This window comes from Lederbergia lenta NBRC 16444, from assembly GCF_001591545.1.
GTDB classification, from domain to species: Bacteria; Bacillota; Bacilli; order Bacillales; family Bacillaceae_C; genus Lederbergia; species Lederbergia lenta.
On sequence record NZ_BCVC01000001.1, the window covers coordinates 554901 to 573883 of the forward strand.

At 37.0% G+C, this 18983-nt stretch carries 20 protein-coding genes and 1 other annotated feature; of the genes, 16 read left to right on the top strand and 4 right to left on the bottom strand.

Going from position 1 to position 18983, the window contains the following annotated elements; genetic code table 11:
* The first annotated feature begins 138 nt into the window (after window positions 1-138).
* The 7 genes from ytaF to thrS all read left to right on the top strand — a co-directional run bounded on the left by ytaF (window position 139) and on the right by thrS (window position 8023).
* Complete coding sequence (gene ytaF / locus BLE01S_RS02440) at window positions 139-771, top strand: sporulation membrane protein YtaF (RefSeq protein WP_066136952.1); 633 nt, start codon at window positions 139-141, stop codon at window positions 769-771.
* A gap of 19 nt (window positions 772-790) precedes the next feature.
* Complete coding sequence (gene coaE / locus BLE01S_RS02445) at window positions 791-1393, top strand: dephospho-CoA kinase (RefSeq protein WP_066136954.1); 603 nt, start codon at window positions 791-793, stop codon at window positions 1391-1393.
* 158 nt (window positions 1394-1551) lie between these two features.
* Window positions 1552-2007, top strand: coding sequence for a transcriptional regulator NrdR (nrdR, locus tag BLE01S_RS02450; RefSeq protein ID WP_066136955.1), 456 nt, complete (start codon window positions 1552-1554; stop codon window positions 2005-2007).
* 18 nt (window positions 2008-2025) lie between these two features.
* Entirely contained in the window at window positions 2026-3441 is a 1416-nt protein-coding gene (locus BLE01S_RS02455) for a replication initiation and membrane attachment family protein (RefSeq protein WP_066136957.1), read from the top strand.
* Complete coding sequence (dnaI, locus tag BLE01S_RS02460; RefSeq protein WP_066136959.1) at window positions 3428-4363, top strand: primosomal protein DnaI; 936 nt, start codon at window positions 3428-3430, stop codon at window positions 4361-4363. Before BLE01S_RS02455 ends, dnaI begins: the two co-directional genes overlap by 14 nt.
* A gap of 567 nt (window positions 4364-4930) precedes the next feature.
* Entirely contained in the window at window positions 4931-5767 is an 837-nt protein-coding gene (locus tag BLE01S_RS02465; protein WP_066136960.1) for a putative sporulation protein YtxC, read from the top strand.
* A 46-nt stretch (window positions 5768-5813) separates the two neighbouring features.
* Window positions 5814-6043 (top strand) — a binding site (T-box leader).
* Window positions 6044-6091: 48 nt separating this feature from the next.
* Complete coding sequence (gene thrS / locus BLE01S_RS02470) at window positions 6092-8023, top strand: threonine--tRNA ligase (protein ID WP_066136962.1); 1932 nt, start codon at window positions 6092-6094, stop codon at window positions 8021-8023.
* A gap of 43 nt (window positions 8024-8066) precedes the next feature.
* Here the strand turns inward: thrS and BLE01S_RS02475 are convergent, their stop codons facing one another.
* Window positions 8067-8603 (bottom strand): YusW family protein, encoded by a 537-nt coding sequence (locus BLE01S_RS02475; protein WP_066136964.1) that lies wholly within the window; start codon window positions 8601-8603, stop codon window positions 8067-8069.
* A 422-nt stretch (window positions 8604-9025) separates the two neighbouring features.
* Here BLE01S_RS02475 and infC point away from each other — a divergent pair, with 422 nt between their 5' ends.
* From infC to BLE01S_RS02500, 5 genes are all read left to right on the top strand, one after another.
* A complete protein-coding gene (gene infC, locus BLE01S_RS02480) occupies window positions 9026-9529 on the top strand; it encodes a translation initiation factor IF-3 (protein ID WP_066136965.1) in 504 nt (167 codons plus the stop codon).
* A gap of 21 nt (window positions 9530-9550) precedes the next feature.
* A complete protein-coding gene (gene rpmI, locus BLE01S_RS02485) occupies window positions 9551-9751 on the top strand; it encodes a 50S ribosomal protein L35 (protein ID WP_066136967.1) in 201 nt (66 codons plus the stop codon).
* Between the two features lie 33 nt (window positions 9752-9784).
* Complete coding sequence (gene rplT / locus BLE01S_RS02490; RefSeq protein WP_066136969.1) at window positions 9785-10138, top strand: 50S ribosomal protein L20; 354 nt, start codon at window positions 9785-9787, stop codon at window positions 10136-10138.
* A 442-nt stretch (window positions 10139-10580) separates the two neighbouring features.
* On the top strand, window positions 10581-10856 hold the full coding sequence (locus BLE01S_RS02495) for a DUF1294 domain-containing protein (protein WP_111703611.1): 276 nt from the start codon (window positions 10581-10583) through the stop codon (window positions 10854-10856).
* A gap of 105 nt (window positions 10857-10961) precedes the next feature.
* Window positions 10962-11555 carry a TVP38/TMEM64 family protein gene (locus BLE01S_RS02500; protein ID WP_066136971.1) on the top strand — a complete coding sequence of 198 codons (594 nt, stop codon included), beginning with the start codon at window positions 10962-10964 and terminating at the stop codon, window positions 11553-11555.
* A 313-nt stretch (window positions 11556-11868) separates the two neighbouring features.
* Here BLE01S_RS02500 and BLE01S_RS02505 read toward each other — a convergent pair whose 3' ends face one another.
* Both BLE01S_RS02505 and BLE01S_RS02510 read right to left on the bottom strand, forming a co-directional pair.
* Window positions 11869-13440 (bottom strand): catalase, encoded by a 1572-nt coding sequence (locus BLE01S_RS02505; protein WP_082788659.1) that lies wholly within the window; start codon window positions 13438-13440, stop codon window positions 11869-11871.
* A 176-nt stretch (window positions 13441-13616) separates the two neighbouring features.
* Window positions 13617-14006, bottom strand: coding sequence for a sigma-w pathway protein ysdB (locus BLE01S_RS02510; protein ID WP_066136975.1), 390 nt, complete (start codon window positions 14004-14006; stop codon window positions 13617-13619).
* Between the two features lie 101 nt (window positions 14007-14107).
* Between BLE01S_RS02510 and BLE01S_RS02515 the strand changes: the two genes are divergently transcribed.
* Both BLE01S_RS02515 and BLE01S_RS02520 read left to right on the top strand, forming a co-directional pair.
* Complete coding sequence (locus tag BLE01S_RS02515) at window positions 14108-14599, top strand: dUTP diphosphatase (protein ID WP_066136977.1); 492 nt, start codon at window positions 14108-14110, stop codon at window positions 14597-14599.
* A 223-nt stretch (window positions 14600-14822) separates the two neighbouring features.
* Window positions 14823-16220 carry a HEAT repeat domain-containing protein gene (locus BLE01S_RS02520; protein WP_066136979.1) on the top strand — a complete coding sequence of 466 codons (1398 nt, stop codon included), beginning with the start codon at window positions 14823-14825 and terminating at the stop codon, window positions 16218-16220.
* Between the two features lie 53 nt (window positions 16221-16273).
* On the opposite strand, the gene BLE01S_RS02525 is transcribed toward BLE01S_RS02520, so the two are convergent.
* The gene (locus tag BLE01S_RS02525) at window positions 16274-17107 is read right to left on the bottom strand and encodes an AraC family transcriptional regulator (RefSeq protein WP_066136981.1); all 834 of its coding nucleotides are present in this window, start codon (window positions 17105-17107) and stop codon (window positions 16274-16276) included.
* Between the two features lie 189 nt (window positions 17108-17296).
* On the opposite strand from BLE01S_RS02525, the gene BLE01S_RS02530 reads away from it, so the two are divergent.
* The gene (locus BLE01S_RS02530) at window positions 17297-18382 is read left to right on the top strand and encodes a M42 family metallopeptidase (RefSeq protein ID WP_066136983.1); all 1086 of its coding nucleotides are present in this window, start codon (window positions 17297-17299) and stop codon (window positions 18380-18382) included.
* 132 nt (window positions 18383-18514) lie between these two features.
* The gene (locus BLE01S_RS02535) at window positions 18515-18970 is read left to right on the top strand and encodes a small multi-drug export protein (protein WP_066136985.1); all 456 of its coding nucleotides are present in this window, start codon (window positions 18515-18517) and stop codon (window positions 18968-18970) included.
* Window positions 18971-18983 lie beyond the last annotated feature (13 nt).

Here is an 18983-nt window from a genome sequence, read left to right on the forward strand (position 1 = left end):
TAAGAAATCCATGCAGCTATACATTATTTAACTAATTCATTATTGGCAAGCAGCTCCCGCTTTTCCGTTAACCAGAATCAAATCTTCCTCATACAATGAGTTATCGACTTTGATTTTAGTAGGGGAAGGGGCTTGGAAATGGGTTTTTCATTATCATTATTGCTGCTTGCCGTGGCAATCAGTCTGGACAGTTTTAGCACGGGACTCGCGTATGGGCTTAGGAATATGAGAATACCTTTAAAATCGATATTAATTATCGCGATGTGTACAGCATTATCCTTAGGCATTGCCATGCTAGCTGGTCAATTAATTCAACGGTTGCTTAGTGTTGAATTTGCTAGTCGTTTAGGTGGGAGTATTTTAATGCTGATCGGTGCTTTAGTTATATATCAATTTTTTAAAAAAGATAAGGATCCTGTAGATATAAACGAGAAAATAGTTTTTAATTGGGAAATAAAGACACTAGGTGTCGTTATTCATATTTTGAAAAAACCAACACGCGCAGACTTTGATAGTTCTGGCACAGTAACAGGATTAGAAGCTTTAATTCTGGGAGTGGCATTATCACTTGATGCATTTGGAGCCGGCATCGGTGCAGCAATGCTCGGGTTTTCACCTATCATATTGGCTAGTTGTGCAGCTTTAATGAGTAGTATATTTTTAGCAAGTGGTTTGCAAATAGGGAAAATATTTTCGCGATCTAGTTGGTTTCAAAAGTTAGCATTTCTTCCTGGGTTGCTACTTATGTTTATTGGATTATTAAAAATGTAAAATGAAAGAGGCATTAACCATGGCACAAATTATTGGACTAACTGGCGGTATTGCAAGCGGAAAAAGTACTATTTCAAACATGTTAGGTAATCTGGGGTTTACGATTGTTGATGCTGATATCGCTGCAAGGGCTGTAATGGAACCTGGAGAGCAAGCATACACACGAACAATAGATGCTTTCGGAAAAGGCTTGCTTTTACATGATGGAAAAATCAATAGAGAAAAACTCGGATCTATTATTTTCCATGATGATGGAAAACGAGAATTATTAAATAGCATTGTTCATCCTGCTATTCGAGAAAAAATGAGTGAGTGGAAGGAAATGGCAATAGCAGAAGGTAAGCATACGATTATTTATGATGTTCCACTACTTTACGAAAGTAAATTGACCCATTTGGTGAGTAAAGTAATTCTCATATATGTGGATGAAGCTATTCAACTTGAAAGGTTAATGGCTAGAAATAATTTGACAGAAGTGGATGCAAAAGCTCGTATCGCATCACAGTTACCTTTGCAAGAAAAAGTAAAGCTTGCAGATGCAGTGATTGATAATAATGATTCATTGGTAAGTAGTAGGCTACAACTGGAACAGTTAATTGAGAAATGGAGTATGGAACCATGAAATGGCGTGAATAAAATGATAGGTGACATTTTTCATTTAGGAGTGAAGAAACCTTCACTCCTATTTCCTATCTATTTGCTAGATGCCTCCGCTTTTGTTTTTTCTTCTCAAAGTAAGGTATAATGTGTAAAAGTACTTGATGAACGGAGCTGATTACGATGAAATGTCCTTCTTGTCATCACAATGGCACTCGTGTCGTGGATTCCAGACCGGCAGACGAAATTAGATCAATTAGAAGAAGACGTGAATGCGAGGAATGTTCCTATCGATTTACAACTTTTGAAAGAGTCGAGGAAACGCCTCTTATTGTTGTGAAAAAGGAAGGGGTTCGCGAAGAATTCAGCCGTGAAAAGATTTTACGTGGTTTAATTCGAGCATGTGAAAAAAGGCCAATTGCATTAGAACAACTTGAAAAAATCACCCATGATATAGAACGTGATTTGCGCAATCATGGACAAGCGGAAGTGAATTCAGAGAAAATTGGAGAAATGGTGATGGATAAACTAGCAAAAATGGATGAAGTAGCCTATGTAAGATTTGCTTCTGTTTATCGTCAATTTAAAGATTTGAACGTTTTTTTAGATGAGCTGAAAGATTTAATAAAAAAAGACTAAAATGGAAGTGTGATTGACATGAAGCAACATTGGAATGAAGTTCAGCCTGTCGACTCATTTTCAGTTACGATGAACGGAATATTGCACCAATATGACCATAAGGTTATTACCTTTTTATATCAGCCGCTGATCGGGCCCGTATGCATAAGTTTTTATTCCACACTTTGGCATAAGGTCGAAGAAAATAGATTATGGTCTGAAGAATGGTCGCATTATCATTTAATGAATTTACTTGGTTTAAATTTACAAGAAATTTATCATGCAAGGCTGAAACTTGAGGGGATCGGTTTATTAAAAACTCACATAAAAAACGAAGCAAATACTCGTTCGTTTGTCTATGAATTACAGGCGCCCCTTTCAGCTGAACAATTTTTTACAGATGGTATGCTTAATATTTACTTATACCAAAAACTTGGTCAATCGCATTTTCTTAAACTGAAAAAATCGTTTATGGATAAACAAGTGGATACAGAAGCATATCAAGAGATAACACGTTCATTTCAAGATGTGTTCACTTCATTGGGTACAGGCTCACTTCAGAATATGGACGGGCATGAAGCTAGTGATCCACAACAAGGGCAAGGTTTCTTTAGTAGAGAGGAAGCTGGCCCGATCCATATAGATGGGAAAGAATTTGATTTTGATCTATTACTTGCTGGGCTGACAGATATGATGGTGCCTAGAAAGTTTTTCACAGCAACTGTAAAAGATGCTATTGCTAAGTTATCTTTTATATATGGTATTAATGCGATAGAAATGCAAAATATTGTATTGGGAAGTGTGACTTCAGATCACAATATTGATATAGAAGAATTAAGAAAAGCGGCACGTGATTGGTATCAACTGGAAAATGATGATACATTACCACAGCTTGTAGATCGCCACCAACCGCTTCATCAACGGGAAAGTATTTCTCCTGGAGACACTCCTGAAAGCAAACTCATTTATTATTTAGAGACTGTTTCACCGAGACAGTTGCTCATTGACCTATCAGATGGAGCGACACCTGCTAAATCCGATCTGCATGCGGTGGAAGACACTATGTTTAAACAAAAATTGACAGTAGGGGTTACTAATGTACTGATTCACTACGTCATGCTAAAAACTGATATGAAGTTATCCAAAAATTATTTAGAAAAAATCGCTTCTCATTGGGCACGAAAAAAGATCGCTACTGTTCAATCAGCGATGGAGCTCGCTAAAAGTGAACATCGTCAATACCAAGAATGGGCGGCGGGAAATACAGGAACAAACCAAAGAAAAAGTAAAGTTATTCGTAGGGAGAAATTACCTGATTGGTTTACATCAGAGGAACAGACTAAACAGCCCGCCAAAAAAGAAAATACTAAAGAATTTAAAGAAAGAAAACGCAGGTTAGATGCAATTCAAAAAAAATATCTGAAAAATGGAGGTGATAAAGGTGGAGCGAATTAATAAAACACTAAACAAACTATCGGGCTCATCTACATTTAGACAAAACTATGAACGATTGAAATCAGAAGTATTATCGAATCTTGAGGTGCAAGCTTTTATTAAGGAAAATCAAGAAGAGATTACAAATAGCATTATTGAAAAAAATATGATGAAGCTATATGAATATACAACCCAAACAAAAAAATGCGCGGACTGTCCGAATCTTAATGGCTGTGTGAATATGATGCAAGGATATGAACCTGTGCTCGTCCTAAATAAAGAGATGGTTGAAGTGCATTATCGTCCATGCCCGACAAAAATTACTCATGATGAGCGAAGAAAGAATGAAAAACTGATTAAAAGTATTTATGTACCGAAAGATATTTTGCAGGCATCATTCGGAGACTTCTCCTATGAAAGTCCTGGAAGGGCTCTTGCTTTTGAACATGCAGATCAATTTGTATCTACGTATGAACCAGGGAGCTCTGTGAAAGGACTGTATTTATATGGAGAATTTGGTGTTGGTAAATCCTACTTGCTTGGAGCAATTGCTAACCAGCTAGCTGAAAAAGAAATTTCTTCTTTGATTGTATACGTTCCCGAATTTTTAAGAGAAATGAAACAATCTTTAGGTGACCAAACGCTTAATTCCAAGCTAGAAGCAGTGAAAAATGCCAAAATTTTGATGCTCGATGATATCGGAGCGGAGGCAATGTCGAGTTGGACGAGAGATGAAATTTTAGGTTCTATTCTACAATTTAGAATGCATGAACAGTTACCAACCTTTTTCACTTCCAATTTTGACTTCAGTGGGTTACAACATCATTTAACTTATACACAACGTGGTGAGGAAGAAAAGATGAAAGCGGCCAGAATTATGGAACGCATCAAATATTTATCGACACCGATAAAGTTGGATGGCCCAAATCGAAGGCATGATTAAAAACATTCTTATAGGGTGCTTCAGACTGTAGACAAACTCCAAAAAAACGAGTTGTTTACAGTCTTTTTTATATGGGAATAGGGCTGGTTTTCCGAAGCTTTACACTCGCTTTCCGCGGGGCGAGCGGACGCTTCTCCAAAACAAAAAAGTACTACATATAACTATACTAAGTACTCTTTCATTTTTATAATGGTACGTAAGACTAACCACGATTTAATGGAAGATGGTGAAAGGAAACCCAATTCATGGATGCTGCCAATTGTTGAAAGTTATCACACCTCCTTACCTTATACACGTCCGAAAACGAAGGAAGGATACTTGCGAAAATGAATAAATATATGATGAATATTTAGCTGCTATATATGTCCACAAGGAGAGGTTTTACCCTATAAACGAAAAAGGGTTATCTCCAGTACAAATCCAATCCTTCCTGATGCCTAATGTCGACAGTCTGAAACACTCTTATAGAGTGTTTTTTTAGCCAATTGTATGATTCGAATAATTCTTTGGTCTAGTCCGTCCGAGCTCTCATATACATGTTACAAAGGAGTAAAAGGGGGGACGGGCTTGGAGTTGATATTTACATCTATAAAGGACGCGATCCGTCTGAAAATATATTTATCTGCAAATGGCATAAAGGAAAAATTAAATGAAAGCCAGGGACAGTTTAATTATACATTTGATGTTCATTCTGAAAAAAAAGATCGGTATGTAAAGTCATTAATCCATTTTATTAAAGAGGTTAAAAGAAATGAGTGGTTAAATAATACGTTGCTTCAGACATATCATTATGAAAATGAAGATGAAAGAAGCCAAATTATTGACATTGCATCGCAAATGTTTAGTGGAGTACGTTCTGATTTAACAGACCTTGTTGAAAAGGAAAACGAAGACCTTTTATTAGACCAAGCAGTGAGAGACTTACTAAACTTCGAGGGAACTGTTTCATTCCATTCTTTTTCTAGGTTTCGACTAAAGCCTTATTATGAGCAAGTGGGAAAATATTTAGAAGTTGCCATTGATGAATATAAAATGGAACAAGAATATCAAATGTTTGTTCATACGCTGAGAGATTACTTGAGTAATCGCAATACGCGTAAAAACACTATTCATCTCAATATAGAAAATTCGATACGCTTTTTTGATGAAAATGTCCAAGAGATTGCCAGCCAAGATCTTAAAGAAATGATAGATCAGCGCCTGCTTGCTAATCACCCAATCTATGTTGATTCAGCTGTTATTGCTCCTCTACTATCAATAGCTCCCGAGAAAATATATTTATACACTTTTGATGATGATCAAGCACTTGTTCGAACACTATGTAATATATTTGAAGAACGAATTTCTATTGCGACGCCTGCTCATTTTAAAGTACTTAAAGAAGCTTATACGAATAAACCTTGATTTTATTACGGCGACTCGGGTATAATAGCTTACATAATCAATCAAGCAATCAGTCGCGATAAGGACAAGAGTATTTTGTTACGGTTTACAGAGAGGGAAGCGAAAGCTGTGAGCTTCCTAACACGAGCTAGATACTTACCACCTTTGAACTCCAATCATGAAACAGTAAAGTAATGGTTGGCGGATTAAATCCGTTATGATGAATCCAAGTCAATATGTTTTTTTCGCATATTGAAAACTAGGGTGGAACCACGTGTATATAAACTCGTCCCTTTCCAGGAGACGGGTTTTTTGTATTTTTATTTAACGAAGGAGTGGAACATGATGTCAGATCAAATTCAAATTACTTTTCCAGACGGTTCTGTAAAGGAATTTTCACAAGGGATTACAACAGAAGAGATTGCGGCTTCTATCAGTCCCGGATTAAGAAAAAAAGCACTTGCCGGGAAATTAAGTGGTGAGCTGATTGATTTAAAAACGCCTATCCAACAAAATGGAGCAATCGAAATTATCATGCCTGATAGTGAAGAGGCGCTTGAAGTGATGCGTCATAGCTCAGCTCACTTAATGGCACAAGCTGTGAAGCGTTTGTATCCAGAAGCTAAATTTGGTGTTGGTCCCGTCATTGAAGGTGGATTTTATTATGATATGGATTTGGAACATTCCATTACACCGGAAGATTTACCTGTCATTGAAAAAGAAATGAAAAAAATTATTAATGAAAATATGGAAATCGTCCGCAAAGAGGTTTCACGCGATGAAGCGAAAGAAATTTTTTCTGCAGATGAATATAAGCAGGAACTGATTGATGCAATTCCGGTAGATGAAAAAGTGACTATCTATACACAAGGTGAGTTTTCAGATCTATGCCGTGGTGTTCATGTCCCATCTACAGGGAAAATTAGAGAGTTTAAATTACTTAACATTGCAGGCGCATATTGGCGAGGAGACAGCAAAAATAAAATGCTTCAGCGCATATATGGAACAGCCTTTTTCAAAAAGGAAGACCTTGCAAAACATTTGAAAATGCTCGAAGAAGCTAAAGAGCGTGATCATCGTAAGCTTGGTAAAGAATTAAGCTTGTTTACCAACTCACAAAAAGTGGGACAAGGCTTACCGCTTTGGTTGCCAAAAGGTGCTACAATCCGTCGAATTATTGAGCGTTATATCGTGGATAAAGAAGTGGAACTAGGTTATGACCATGTATACACTCCAGTTATGGGAAGTGTTGAGCTGTATAAAACGAGTGGTCACTGGGATCACTATCAAGAAGACATGTTCCCAGTCATGGATATGGACAATGAACAACTTGTTTTGCGTCCGATGAATTGCCCGCATCATATGATGGTGTATAAAAATGATATCCATAGCTATCGTGAATTGCCGATTCGAATTGCGGAACTTGGTACACAGCACCGCTATGAAATGTCCGGTGCGCTTTCGGGTCTTCAACGTGTCCGTGGCATGACATTAAATGATGCACATATATTCGTTCGACCAGATCAAATCAAAGATGAGTTCATACGCGTTGTAGAACTTGTTACAGAAGTGTATAAGGATTTTAACATCGAAGATTATTCTTTCCGTCTATCTTATCGTGATCCAGAGGACAAGGAAAAATATTTTGATGATGATGAAATGTGGAATAAAGCGCAAGCGATGATCAAAGAAGCGATGGATGGGTTTGGTATTGACTATGTGGAAGCAGAAGGGGAAGCAGCTTTCTACGGCCCAAAATTAGATGTTCAAGTAAAAACAGCGTTAGGAAAAGAAGAAACACTTTCTACTGTGCAGCTTGATTTTCTTTTACCTGAAAAGTTCGATCTAACTTATGTAGGGGAAGATGGAAAACAACATCGTCCTGTCGTTATTCACCGTGGTGTTGTGTCGACAATGGAACGGTTTGTAGCCTTTTTGATTGAAGAATACAAAGGAGCGTTCCCAACTTGGCTTGCACCTGTTCAAGTTCAAGTCATTCCTGTTTCTCCAGATGTGCATTTTGACTATGCAAAACAAGTGAAAAGTAAATTAAAATCACTAGGATTTAGGGTTGAACTTGATAGTCGTGATGAAAAAATTGGTTATAAAATCCGAGAAGCGCAAATGCAAAAGATACCATATATGCTCGTTGTAGGTGACAACGAAATTGAAGAAGAAGCTGTCAACGTAAGGAAATATGGAGAGAAAAAATCGGAAACAATTTCCTTTAAGGAGTTCGTAGAATTACTTAAAACAGAAGTTGATAACCGTAAATAGTAATAAGAAATGCCAATGGATTTTGTGAACCCATTGGCATTTCTTATTTTTTATCTTCTATATCGACTTTCGATCCATCTTTTAATATATATTCTAAATCAAACTCTGAATAACTGTCATCTAATTGAAAGATTCTCAAGGTATGTTGAATCGTATCTTCTTTTGACATATTTTTGTTCAATTCGTTATCCTTTAATAAATTATGCAAGGCTTGAAAAGCTTCCATACCTTTTAGTTTTTTATCATTGATATAATCTTCAATCTCAGCTTTATATTTACCATTTTCGTCTTCTAGCTCATAGTCAACATCATATTTTTTGTTTGGACCGTAATCAACCTCAAGATTAAATTTTGTGTAAGGAATTTCCGCTATTTGTTCCGCTGCATCTGAATCATCCACAATTCCATCGGTCTTTGCACCACTTGTATCTTTATGGTTTTCATCAGGTGTCATTGCATCCTCTGGCACATCTATCCGTTCCTTTGGATTATCATCAATAGATGGGTCATCGGAGCAAGCTGAAAGTCCGAGCGCTAAAGCAAGTCCCACGATGGAGTAAGAGATATTTCTTATTTTCATAAATATTACCTCCCAAGATTGTCTTCTTATAGCAAAGTTTTACCTTTTACGACGAATTTAAACATTTTAATAAAAATGTTGCTTTCTGAATTAGCATTTGTTATGATAAAAGACGTTGCAAATAGAACACGTTAATTGACAGGGTCATCTGCCTATGATATATTGTTAAGAGTTAATTGAATACTCGTTTGTGGAAGAAGAGGCTCCCGCTTCTCGCCTGATTGACGCAATTATGTTGTTAACAGGTTATTGATTTCATTGCCATTTTTGACTATTTGTGCGTGAATGAGTTTGGTGCGGGTTGCTACATGCCTCGCACTTTTTTTATGGTTGAAATACGAAACTAAAAAAGCGCAGCATGATTATTACTCAAACTATGTATTCCTTAAAAATCTTGGAGGTGGCTAACTATTAGCAAAGATATGATGGTAAATGAAGGCATCCGTGCCCGTGAACTTCGTCTTGTTGATCATAATGGAGAGCAGCTGGGAGTGAAATCCCGCCATGAAGCACTTGAAATTGCTGCACGTGTAAATCTAGATCTAGTTCTTGTTGCACCTAACGCAAAACCCCCTGTAGCCCGAATCATGGACTATGGAAAACATCGTTTTGAACAGCAGAAGAAAGAAAAAGAAGCGCGTAAAAACCAAAAAGTGATTAATCTGAAGGAAGTTCGTCTAAGTCCTACGATCGATGAGCATGATTTCAATACGAAACTTCGAAATGGTCGAAAATTCCTTGAAAAAGGCGATAAAGTGAAAGCTTCTATTCGTTTTAAAGGACGTGCCATTACTCATAAAGAAATTGGTCAACGTGTATTAAATCGCTTTGCTGAAGAATGTAATGATGTAGCGACTATTGAGTCCAGACCAAAAATGGACGGAAGAAGTATGTTTTTAGTATTAGCACCAAAAATTGAAAAGTAATGTTTTGAGGAGGAAAACTCTATGCCAAAAATGAAGACACATCGTGGCGCAGCAAAACGCTTCAAAAGAACAGGTTCTGGTAAGCTGAAACGCTCACAAGCTTATACGAGTCACTTATTTGCCAATAAATCAACGAAACAAAAACGTAAACTACGTAAATCAGCAATGGTGTCAAAAGGTGATTTCCGCCGTATCCGCCATATGCTTGACAATATGAAGTAATTTAATCGAGATCCAACTTAGGAGGGAAATAATATGCCACGTGTAAAAGGCGGTACAGTAACCCGCAGACGTCGTAATAAAGTTTTAAAATTAGCAAAAGGTTATTATGGTTCCAAACATAGATTATTTAAAGTAGCTAAACAACAAGTAATGAAATCTTATAACTACGCATATCGTGATCGTCGTAACAAAAAACGCGATTTCCGTAAACTATGGATTACACGTATCAATGCAGCAGCTCGCATCAACGGTCTTTCATATAGCCGTTTAATGTTTGGCTTGAAAGAAGCTGGAATTGAAGTAAACCGCAAAATGCTAGCAGAACTTGCAATTTCTGATGAAAAAGCATTTGCTGAACTTGCAAATAAAGCTAAAGCAGCTCTATAAAACAAAGACATCTTGATTTCAGCGCTTGCTAATATGGACAGGCAGTATGGTCTTCCTCTCCATAAAAATTAAGTGTTAAAACAGATGAGATATATTAATCTATAAACAACGAGGCTATCCCCCAAGTGTTAAATCCTTGGACTTTGGGATGGCCTCGTTTTGTTATTGACTAAGAAAATGACAAAAAGATCCTGGACTTACTCTTTCGTATGGAATCGTCAGTGATACTATAACCTCAGGAGCAGTTTGTATGCCGCTTAACGGGCGTTTGTACTTTTATTTTAGCCTCTTATCCAAGAGAGCATTGCTTTTAGAATAAAACTAATGAAGTTGATTGGTGAAAAGGTGCGAGACTCTTGCAGAAAGTAACCTATCCGCACTACTTGGTATAAAGCAACAAAGTTTGCGAGAACAGTATTATTTTAAAAGAAGGGAGATGGGAATGATTAAAAATGTATTAGTATGGTATTTTATATTGATAAATATATGGGGTATCCAGATTATGCGTCATGATAAAAGAAGTGCACAACAGGGGAAACGACGTATTAGCGAACGTAATCTCTGGCTTCTTGCGTTTGTTGGTGGGGCGCTTGGTATGACAATAGGTATGAAACATTATCGACATAAAACAAAGCATTTTACGTTCAAATATGGATTGCCAATGTTATTAATTATTGATGTTGTTATTTTCTATCTTCTGCTTGGACGTGTGTCATAACGTGCAAGGGAGAAAAGTATACTGTTAGTAAAGAGAAGATTGTGCGTTCCAGAGGGTGTAGGTTAAAAGCATCGTAAAAAGAAGCCAGAGAAGGCAGGTGGCTACATGAGTGAACAATTATTAATTATGCTTGCATTTATGGAAAGTAGTGGAACACTGGCTCCTTTTATGTTTGTCCTATTCCATGTGATTAGACAGTTTATGTTCATCCCTGTAGCCCTTGTCTGTATTGCCGGGGGTATATTATTTGGAAGTTTTTTAGGAACCTTATATTCTATGGGTGGTTTATTATTATTATCAGCCGTTTTTTATTTCTGCATTGGTAAAATGCCTGGGACACATGCCAAATTGATGAAGATTAAATATAAATGGTTTGGTCGCTATACGAAAATGACTGTAGGTCAAATCGCTGTATTGCGTCTTATACCATTTTTTCATTATCAATTATTAAACATCTGCCTGCTTGAAAGAAGGCCTGATTTTAAGGGATTCATGAAGGGAGCCTTCGCCACTAATCTGCCACTTGCTTTTTTTTATACCGTATTTGGGGAATTTATTACTCATTTTACGCCAGGGATGGCGACTATTATTATTCTCTCACTTTGTTTATTGTTTTATTTATTAAGAGAAAAAATAGTGATTGTTACATGGGAAGAGTTCTTTTCACATCAAAAAGAACAATCTAAAAACCCTTGCTAGTAGGGATTTGGATTGTTCTTTTTTTATTAAGTGCCTTTTGCTTTTCTAGAACGCCAAGCCCCTTGAGGTCACGAGTCAAATTGCTGTGGTGGCTGGAGAACTGCCTCCTCGCAATTTGCCTTGTGCTTGTCGGGGTTATTCAAGGCGCTTCAGCTTTTCTTATTGTCTAGCTCCAGCGTCCAGCGACTTGCAAACTTCAGAATTCTTCCTACGATAAGTCAACATCGGTGCGCCTTTTAGGCTTACCGTGTTTCCTTTATCTCGTCAGAATCCCTCCAGTTTGTTCGCCGCTTAGCGAACGCTTCAGCTTTTCTTAGTAAGGATCTGCTTCTTTGCCTTTGTGCTGGGATTCAGAAACAGCTTTGTCTGCTTCTAGTGTGCTTGTATGTTCGTTTTTTGTCGCCTTCTTTGTTTGGTCTAAGCTTTCTTTTAATCTTCGGCCGTATTCTTCGTCTGCTTTTGAAAAATGTTCAATCATTTGGTTTTGGATATGGGGTTGGCAGATGCTTAAAGCATCGGTTAGGTTGGAAATTAATTCATCTTTTTCCCACTCTTCAAAACTACGGTATGTGTCACCAGTTTGTCCATAATTGTTTTCTCGATCAATGCTTTCTCTTTTCAAACTTGCATTATAATGCGGCTCATGGTCTTTCCCTGATTGATGTGCTTCCTTAAATCCACCTAAAGAGGAAGGCTCATAATTTATATGAGGGTTCTTCCCTTTTGTATATTCGGTTCGATAACTCATTTGCCCTCCATGCTGATTGGAGCCTACATGTTTTTTCGGGGCATTAATTGGCAGTTGTAAATAATTTGTGCCAACGCGATGTCTTTGTGTGTCTGAATAAGAAAAGGTTCTCCCTTGTAGCATTTTATCATCGGAAAAATCAAGACCATCTACAAGTACGCCTGTCCCAAATGCCGCTTGTTCTACCTCGTCAAAATAGTTTTCTGGGTTTTTATTCAATACCATTTTTCCAACTGGAATGAATGGGAATTGTTCTTGCGGCCATAACTTCGTATCATCAAGAGGATCGAAATCAAGTTCCGGGTGTTCATCATCACTCATAATTTGCACATTTAATTCCCATTCTGGATATTCTCCATTTTCGATTGCTTCATACAAATCCTGTGTCGCATGACTGACAGTTTTCGCTTGAATTTCTTCTGCTTCTTTTTGGGTTAGATTCTTAATTTCATTATTAAGTGGTTCCCAATGATATTTTATTAAAACTGCCTCGCCTTGCTCGTTTACCCACTTGTACGTATTGACCCCAGATCCTTGCATTTGCCGATAATTAGCTGGAATCCCCCATGGAGAAAAAACAAAGGTGATCATGTGTAATGCTTCGGGAGATTGAGAGACAAAATCAAACATTCTTTCTGGATCTGGTAAATTTGTAACTGGATCAGGTTTAAAGGAGTGAATCATATCTGGAAATTTAATAGCATCGCGAATGAAAAATATTTTTAGATTGTTTCCTACTAAATCCCAGTTTCCGTCTTCTGTATAAAACTTAACTGCAAATCCCCGCGGGTCACGCGCAGTTTCAGGCGATTCCATTCCACCAATAACCGTGGAAAATCGAACGAATACAGGTGTTTGTTTTCCAGCTCCTTGGAATACCTTTGCTCGAGTGTAATGAGAAACATCCTTATCTCCAGCTTTTCCATATGTTTCAAAGTAACCATGTGCACCCGCACCTCTCGCATGCACGACCCGTTCAGGGACTCGTTCACGATCAAAATGGGAAATCTTTTCAATGAAATCATAATTTTCGAGTGTCGCTGGCCCTCTATTGCCAATAGTTCTTATGTTTTGATTGTTTGTGATAGGCTGGCCTTGCCTTGTTGTTAACATATCATCGTTTTCATCCATCTTCATCTTTTTTTCAACATCATCGTGTTTGTTCACTTAGATTGCCTCCCTTATATGTAACTGAAGTTATTACGCTACTTCCCATATTCATATAGCCTTAAACAGAAAAAGAAGTATCTATCATAGGATGAGCCAATATCATAAATAATATAAAAAAAGAGCCGAAAATTTTCGACTCGAACTTATTGTTTATTTTTTGCTATTAATTCTTTAATTGGACTTTTCCAGTCAATAGCTGCATTTGGGTATCTAAGCTTAATTTCATTTTCCATCATCATGAAGTCATCATAAGAGAAGCCTTGTAATAAATCTTGATTATGAGGCCAGATAAAAATAGAGACGACGTCAAAGGCATGCTCTGTCGAACCTAAATACTTTTCTCCTTCAAACATAGTGCCTTTATGTGTAATGAGAAAATTTTTGCGTATATTATCCGAAACATCATAGAAGAAAAACTTTTTTTGCTCATGAGCAGATTCCAACTTACGTTTAGGATCTAAAATAAACATCACTATTTTATATATAAAATATAGGATAAGCGCAAAAATCATGATTCTTAACAAAATAATCATTATTAAAAAGCCCCCAGTCCATTCATTTACTTCAGTATACGGACAAGGCGTCAAAAGGTTTCATTATTTGTTATAATTTATTGGAAGGAGTGAAAAAAATCATGACATTACAAGAATGGTTTTCGATGCAAGATGAATTAGATAAGTATATTGAAGAGGAACATGGGCTACAAAATACAAATTTAGTTGAAAGAAAAATCCTTGCGTTATTGGTTGAAATTGGAGAGCTTGCAAATGAAACAAGGTGCTTTAAATTTTGGAGCAAAAAGCCTGCTTCAGATCAAGCAATTGTTTTGGAAGAATTTGTTGATGGTGTCCACTTTATTTTATCTATTGGTAATGAATTAGGATTTTCGGATCGCGATATTCCAATCGTATCATCTGAAGCGAATGAAGATCTGGTTCAAAGCTTTTTAAAAATTTATCAACTCATAGATAAGTTAAGGCAAAATAGGACAGGAGAAAGTTTTGAAGAATTAATGCGTCAGTATTTTATTCTTGGTCAATCATTAGGTTTTTCCATTAACGATGTACAAACAGCATACAAAAAGAAAAATGAAGTAAACTATAAGAGACAACAGGAAGGTTACTAATATTTCTGTACAACTTCACTGACCGTAGGCATTACGGTCAGTTTATTTTTTTTAGAAGCTTCATTTCCGTGGTTACCTTGCTAACGTTTTTCTTGCTTATCAAAGCGTCTCCTTGATTCTTAGTATTGTGCTAACATTCATTAGCTTTGTCTATGTTATTTTTCTTCGAAGAAAATATAATTAGCTGTAGATATGAATGATTACACAAGGGAGATGGAAGTTTATGAATCAAGCACCGAAATTGTTATCAGATGAACAAATGAGTGAATTTATTACAAAAGGATATCTTGTGTTGAAAACAGATTTCCCTCGGGAATTTCATGAAGCATTGATGCGGAAATTAGACCATGTGTATAAAGAAGAAGGAAATCCAGGCAATAATTTATTACCAAGAGTGCCGGAATTACAGCAAGTTTTCAATCATCCATCTGTTGATGGAGCATTGCAAAGTGTAATTGGTCCAAATTATTTGATGCATACACATCGTCATGGACATTTTAATGCTGCCCCTCAATCTGGTGGGTGGCATAAAGATAGCTATTGGGGTTATAACAGATTACGCAATCATCATCCTTGGTGGGCAATGATTATGTATTTTCCTCAAGATACCCCAGTTGAGTTGGGGCCGACAGGTGTCATGCCTGGCACACAAAATTATGAATCACGTATTTTTCAAGAGGATGATAGGAAGGAGGAGGCACTTGCAAGTGGTGAAGCAGGAACTTTCATTCTAATACATTATGATATTTGGCATAGGGCAACTGCCAATACACTTGGACAGCCGCGTTATATGTTGAAATTTGAATTTATGCGTACAGAAGCGCCAACATCTCCAAGCTGGAATAACGAAAATCTAAAATGGAAAACCCCTGCATCAGCAAGTGAACTTTTCTGCCAGCATGAAGAAATGTGGGAAGAAACTTGGAACTGGCTGACTGGAAAGGTTGGGAGCATAGCAGAAACGCGAAAAGAAAGGAGAATAGATCAACTTTCGGAAAAATTAATTGGCGACAATGAGCCGGAGGCAATCAATGCTGCTTATCAATTAGCGGCATCTGGAGATAATGGATTGAATGTATTAGCAAAGTCGTTATACGATACACAGTTAAAAAATTCACGGCTAGCTGCATATGGGTTGTCAGTTGCTGGTGAAAAGGCAATTCCGATATTGGAAAAAGCATTGGATAGCGAGCAAGATCATACAGTAGCACATGCTATATTTGCTCTCGGAGAACTGCGTCAACTAGCTTCGTCTACTGTTCCGAAACTAGTTAAATTAGTGGGTCACTCTTCTCCGTATATACGTAACACGGTTGTTGATACACTTAGCATGATTCAAAAACCTACAGAAGAAGTGATAGCAGGTTTGGTTCTTGCATTAAAGAATGATGATGTACAAACAAGGTTTACGGCTGGACTTGCACTTTGCCGTTTTGGTGCAGAAGCAAATGCTGCAGTACCACATCTTGCAAAAGCATTGAAAGATGAAGATCGATATGTAAGGGGACACGCCGCGGAAGCATTAAATTACATTCATACAGATACGGCAAAAGATATACTAATTGACTATCTCCTTGCATCAAGATGGTGTCCATCTACTACTCCGGCTAGTACTTTTTAATAATTAAAATGAGCACCTTGCCATGCATAATAAGCAGGGTGCTTGAACTTTTATTAAGTTCTATTTAATATCACTTCACGAAATTGTGAAGGTGAAAAGCCTATTTGTTCGCGAAACATTCGTGAAAAGTAGGAAACTTCCATCCCTACACTGTCTGCGATATCACATATATTTTGATCTGTAGTAGCAAGGAGATGTCTTGCTTTTTCCATCCGGCGTTGATTCAAGAATCGAATTGGAGATGTACCGGTAAACTGTTTGAATAACTGAATAAAATAATTAGGATGAAAGCCAGCAATAGCAGCCATTTTCTCAACCGAAAAACTTTCGGATAAATGTGTCTCTACATAATTAATAATATAATCCATTTTTTCAAAGGAAGGATTTGAAAAAGGCTTTGATTTCATTTTGCCACTCTTATCTAACATAGAAGCAATCAATTGTAACAGAATAGCATTCATATGAAACAATGAAGATAGGGAGTCTTCTTGAGAAAAATGAATAAGCTGTTCAAATTGCTCTTTTACCTTTTTTTGATCGTTTACTTTGATAAAAAGAGGGGCATCAATTAAGTTAAATAGAGGAGAATCTCCTACTTTAGCAGTAAAATGGCACCAATACTTATTAAATGTGTCATTGCTCGTCGTACCATATGATTGTGTTGTATCGGCAGGAAGTAAGTAAAGATCACCAGGCTTTGGAAAATACACTTTGTCTTCCATTTTTACAAATCCAGTACCGGATTGAATAAAGTAAAACTTGTTGAAATCTGGAGTATAATCCGTTGCCTTCCAAGAATTCGGCACTTTTGTACTTTGAGCAATCGATACATGCAGCTGTATGTTAGCAATATAATTTCTCCAAAATAAGGTTTCAGTCTTTTTCATTTATTACTTCATCCTGTCTTTTTAAAAAATAATATAAGTATAGTAACATTCGTGACATATTAGTTAATCCCTTTTCTTTTTAGAAAAATATAATTATAAACTTGCGTAACCTGCTTATCTTTGTATTTCACCTTAGATTATCTTTATAATGTAAGATGATGAAATCTTAATCGTATGGGAGGATATAAAATGACAAAGCTTGATGAAACACTGACGATGCTGAAGGATTTAACGGACGCAAAAGGAATTCCAGGTAATGAATCTGGGCCTCGAGAAGTAATGAAAAAATACATAACACCATTTGCAGATGAAGTAAATACGGATAATCTTGGTAGTTTGATTGCTCAAAAAACGGGTGAAGCAAACGGTCCAAAAGTAATGATTGCTGGGCATTTAGATGAAGTGGGATTCATGATTACCCAAATTGATGATAAAGGATTTTTACGCTTTCAAACTGTTGGTGGCTGGTGGTCACAAGTAATGCTAGCGCAACGAGTTACGATTGTTACAGATAAAGGGGATGTGACAGGTGTGATTGGCTCGAAACCACCTCATATATTGTCACCTGAAGCACGCAAGAAGCCTGTTGATATAAAGGATATGTTTATCGATATCGGTGCATCCAGTCGAGAAGAAGTAAAAGAATGGGGAGTGCGACCCGGAGATATGGTCGTTCCATACTTTGACTTTACGATTATGAATAATGAAAAGTTGTTACTTGCAAAAGCATGGGATAACCGTATTGGCTGTGCTATTGCTATTGATGTATTGAAAAACTTGAAAAATGAAGCACATCCAAATGTGGTGTATGGTGTCGGGACTGTCCAAGAGGAAGTAGGGCTCCGTGGAGCAAAGACTGCTGCCAATAAAGTACAACCAGATATTTCAATTGCGGTAGATGTGGGAATTGCTGGAGACACACCTGGAGTTTCCGATAAAGAAGCACAAGGGAAAATGGGGGATGGTCCACAAATAATTTTATACGATGCATCCATGGTATCCCATAAAGGATTACGTGATCTCGTCACTAGCACAGCTGACGAATTAGGGATTCCTTATCAGTTTGAAGCAATTCCAGGTGGAGGAACAGATGCCGGGTCCCTTCATTTAACTGGGGAAGGCGTGCCTTCACTTGCCATTACAATTGCGACGCGCTATATTCATACACATGCTGGTATACTTCACCGTGACGATTATGAAAATGCTGTTAAATTAATTACAGAAGTAGTAAAACGTCTAGATAGAGATACAGTAAATAAAATTACATTTGAATAAAACGAAAATGTAAATGTTAATGTCCGTTTAACATAGAATAAAACCGAAATTCAACTGAATTTCGGTTTTATTCTTTTCTTCCGGGGCAAATTCCTGTATTGTCAAAGAAGACTATTTTAAAGGGAGACTCATATGGGGATTTTATGGGAGTATATTGTTGTCTTTTTACTTGCGGCTACACCATGGTTTGAAATTGCCGCAGTTATTCCGCTTGGAATATTGCGTAATCTTCATCCATTATTGGTTGTTATCCTTGCTTTTATCGGTAATTTATCAACCATTATTCTAGTTGTATATTTATTTGAGAAAATTAAAGCGTTCTTAGTCAAGAAGAAAGGCGCCATAAAAGAAAATAGTAAACGTCAAGAGCGTGCTAAGAAAATATGGAATAAATATGGTTTGCCAGGCTTGGCAATGTTGGGACCAATCTTAATTGGAACACATATTGCTGCATTTATAGGTATGTCCCTTGGGGCTACAAAAAGATGGACATTATTATGGATGACCATTAGCCTTGTGTTTTGGTCTACTGTTTTTGGAATAGGTTCTTTTTATGGGATTGGAACCTTAAAAACAATAATGGGATAATCGTTAGTTTGAT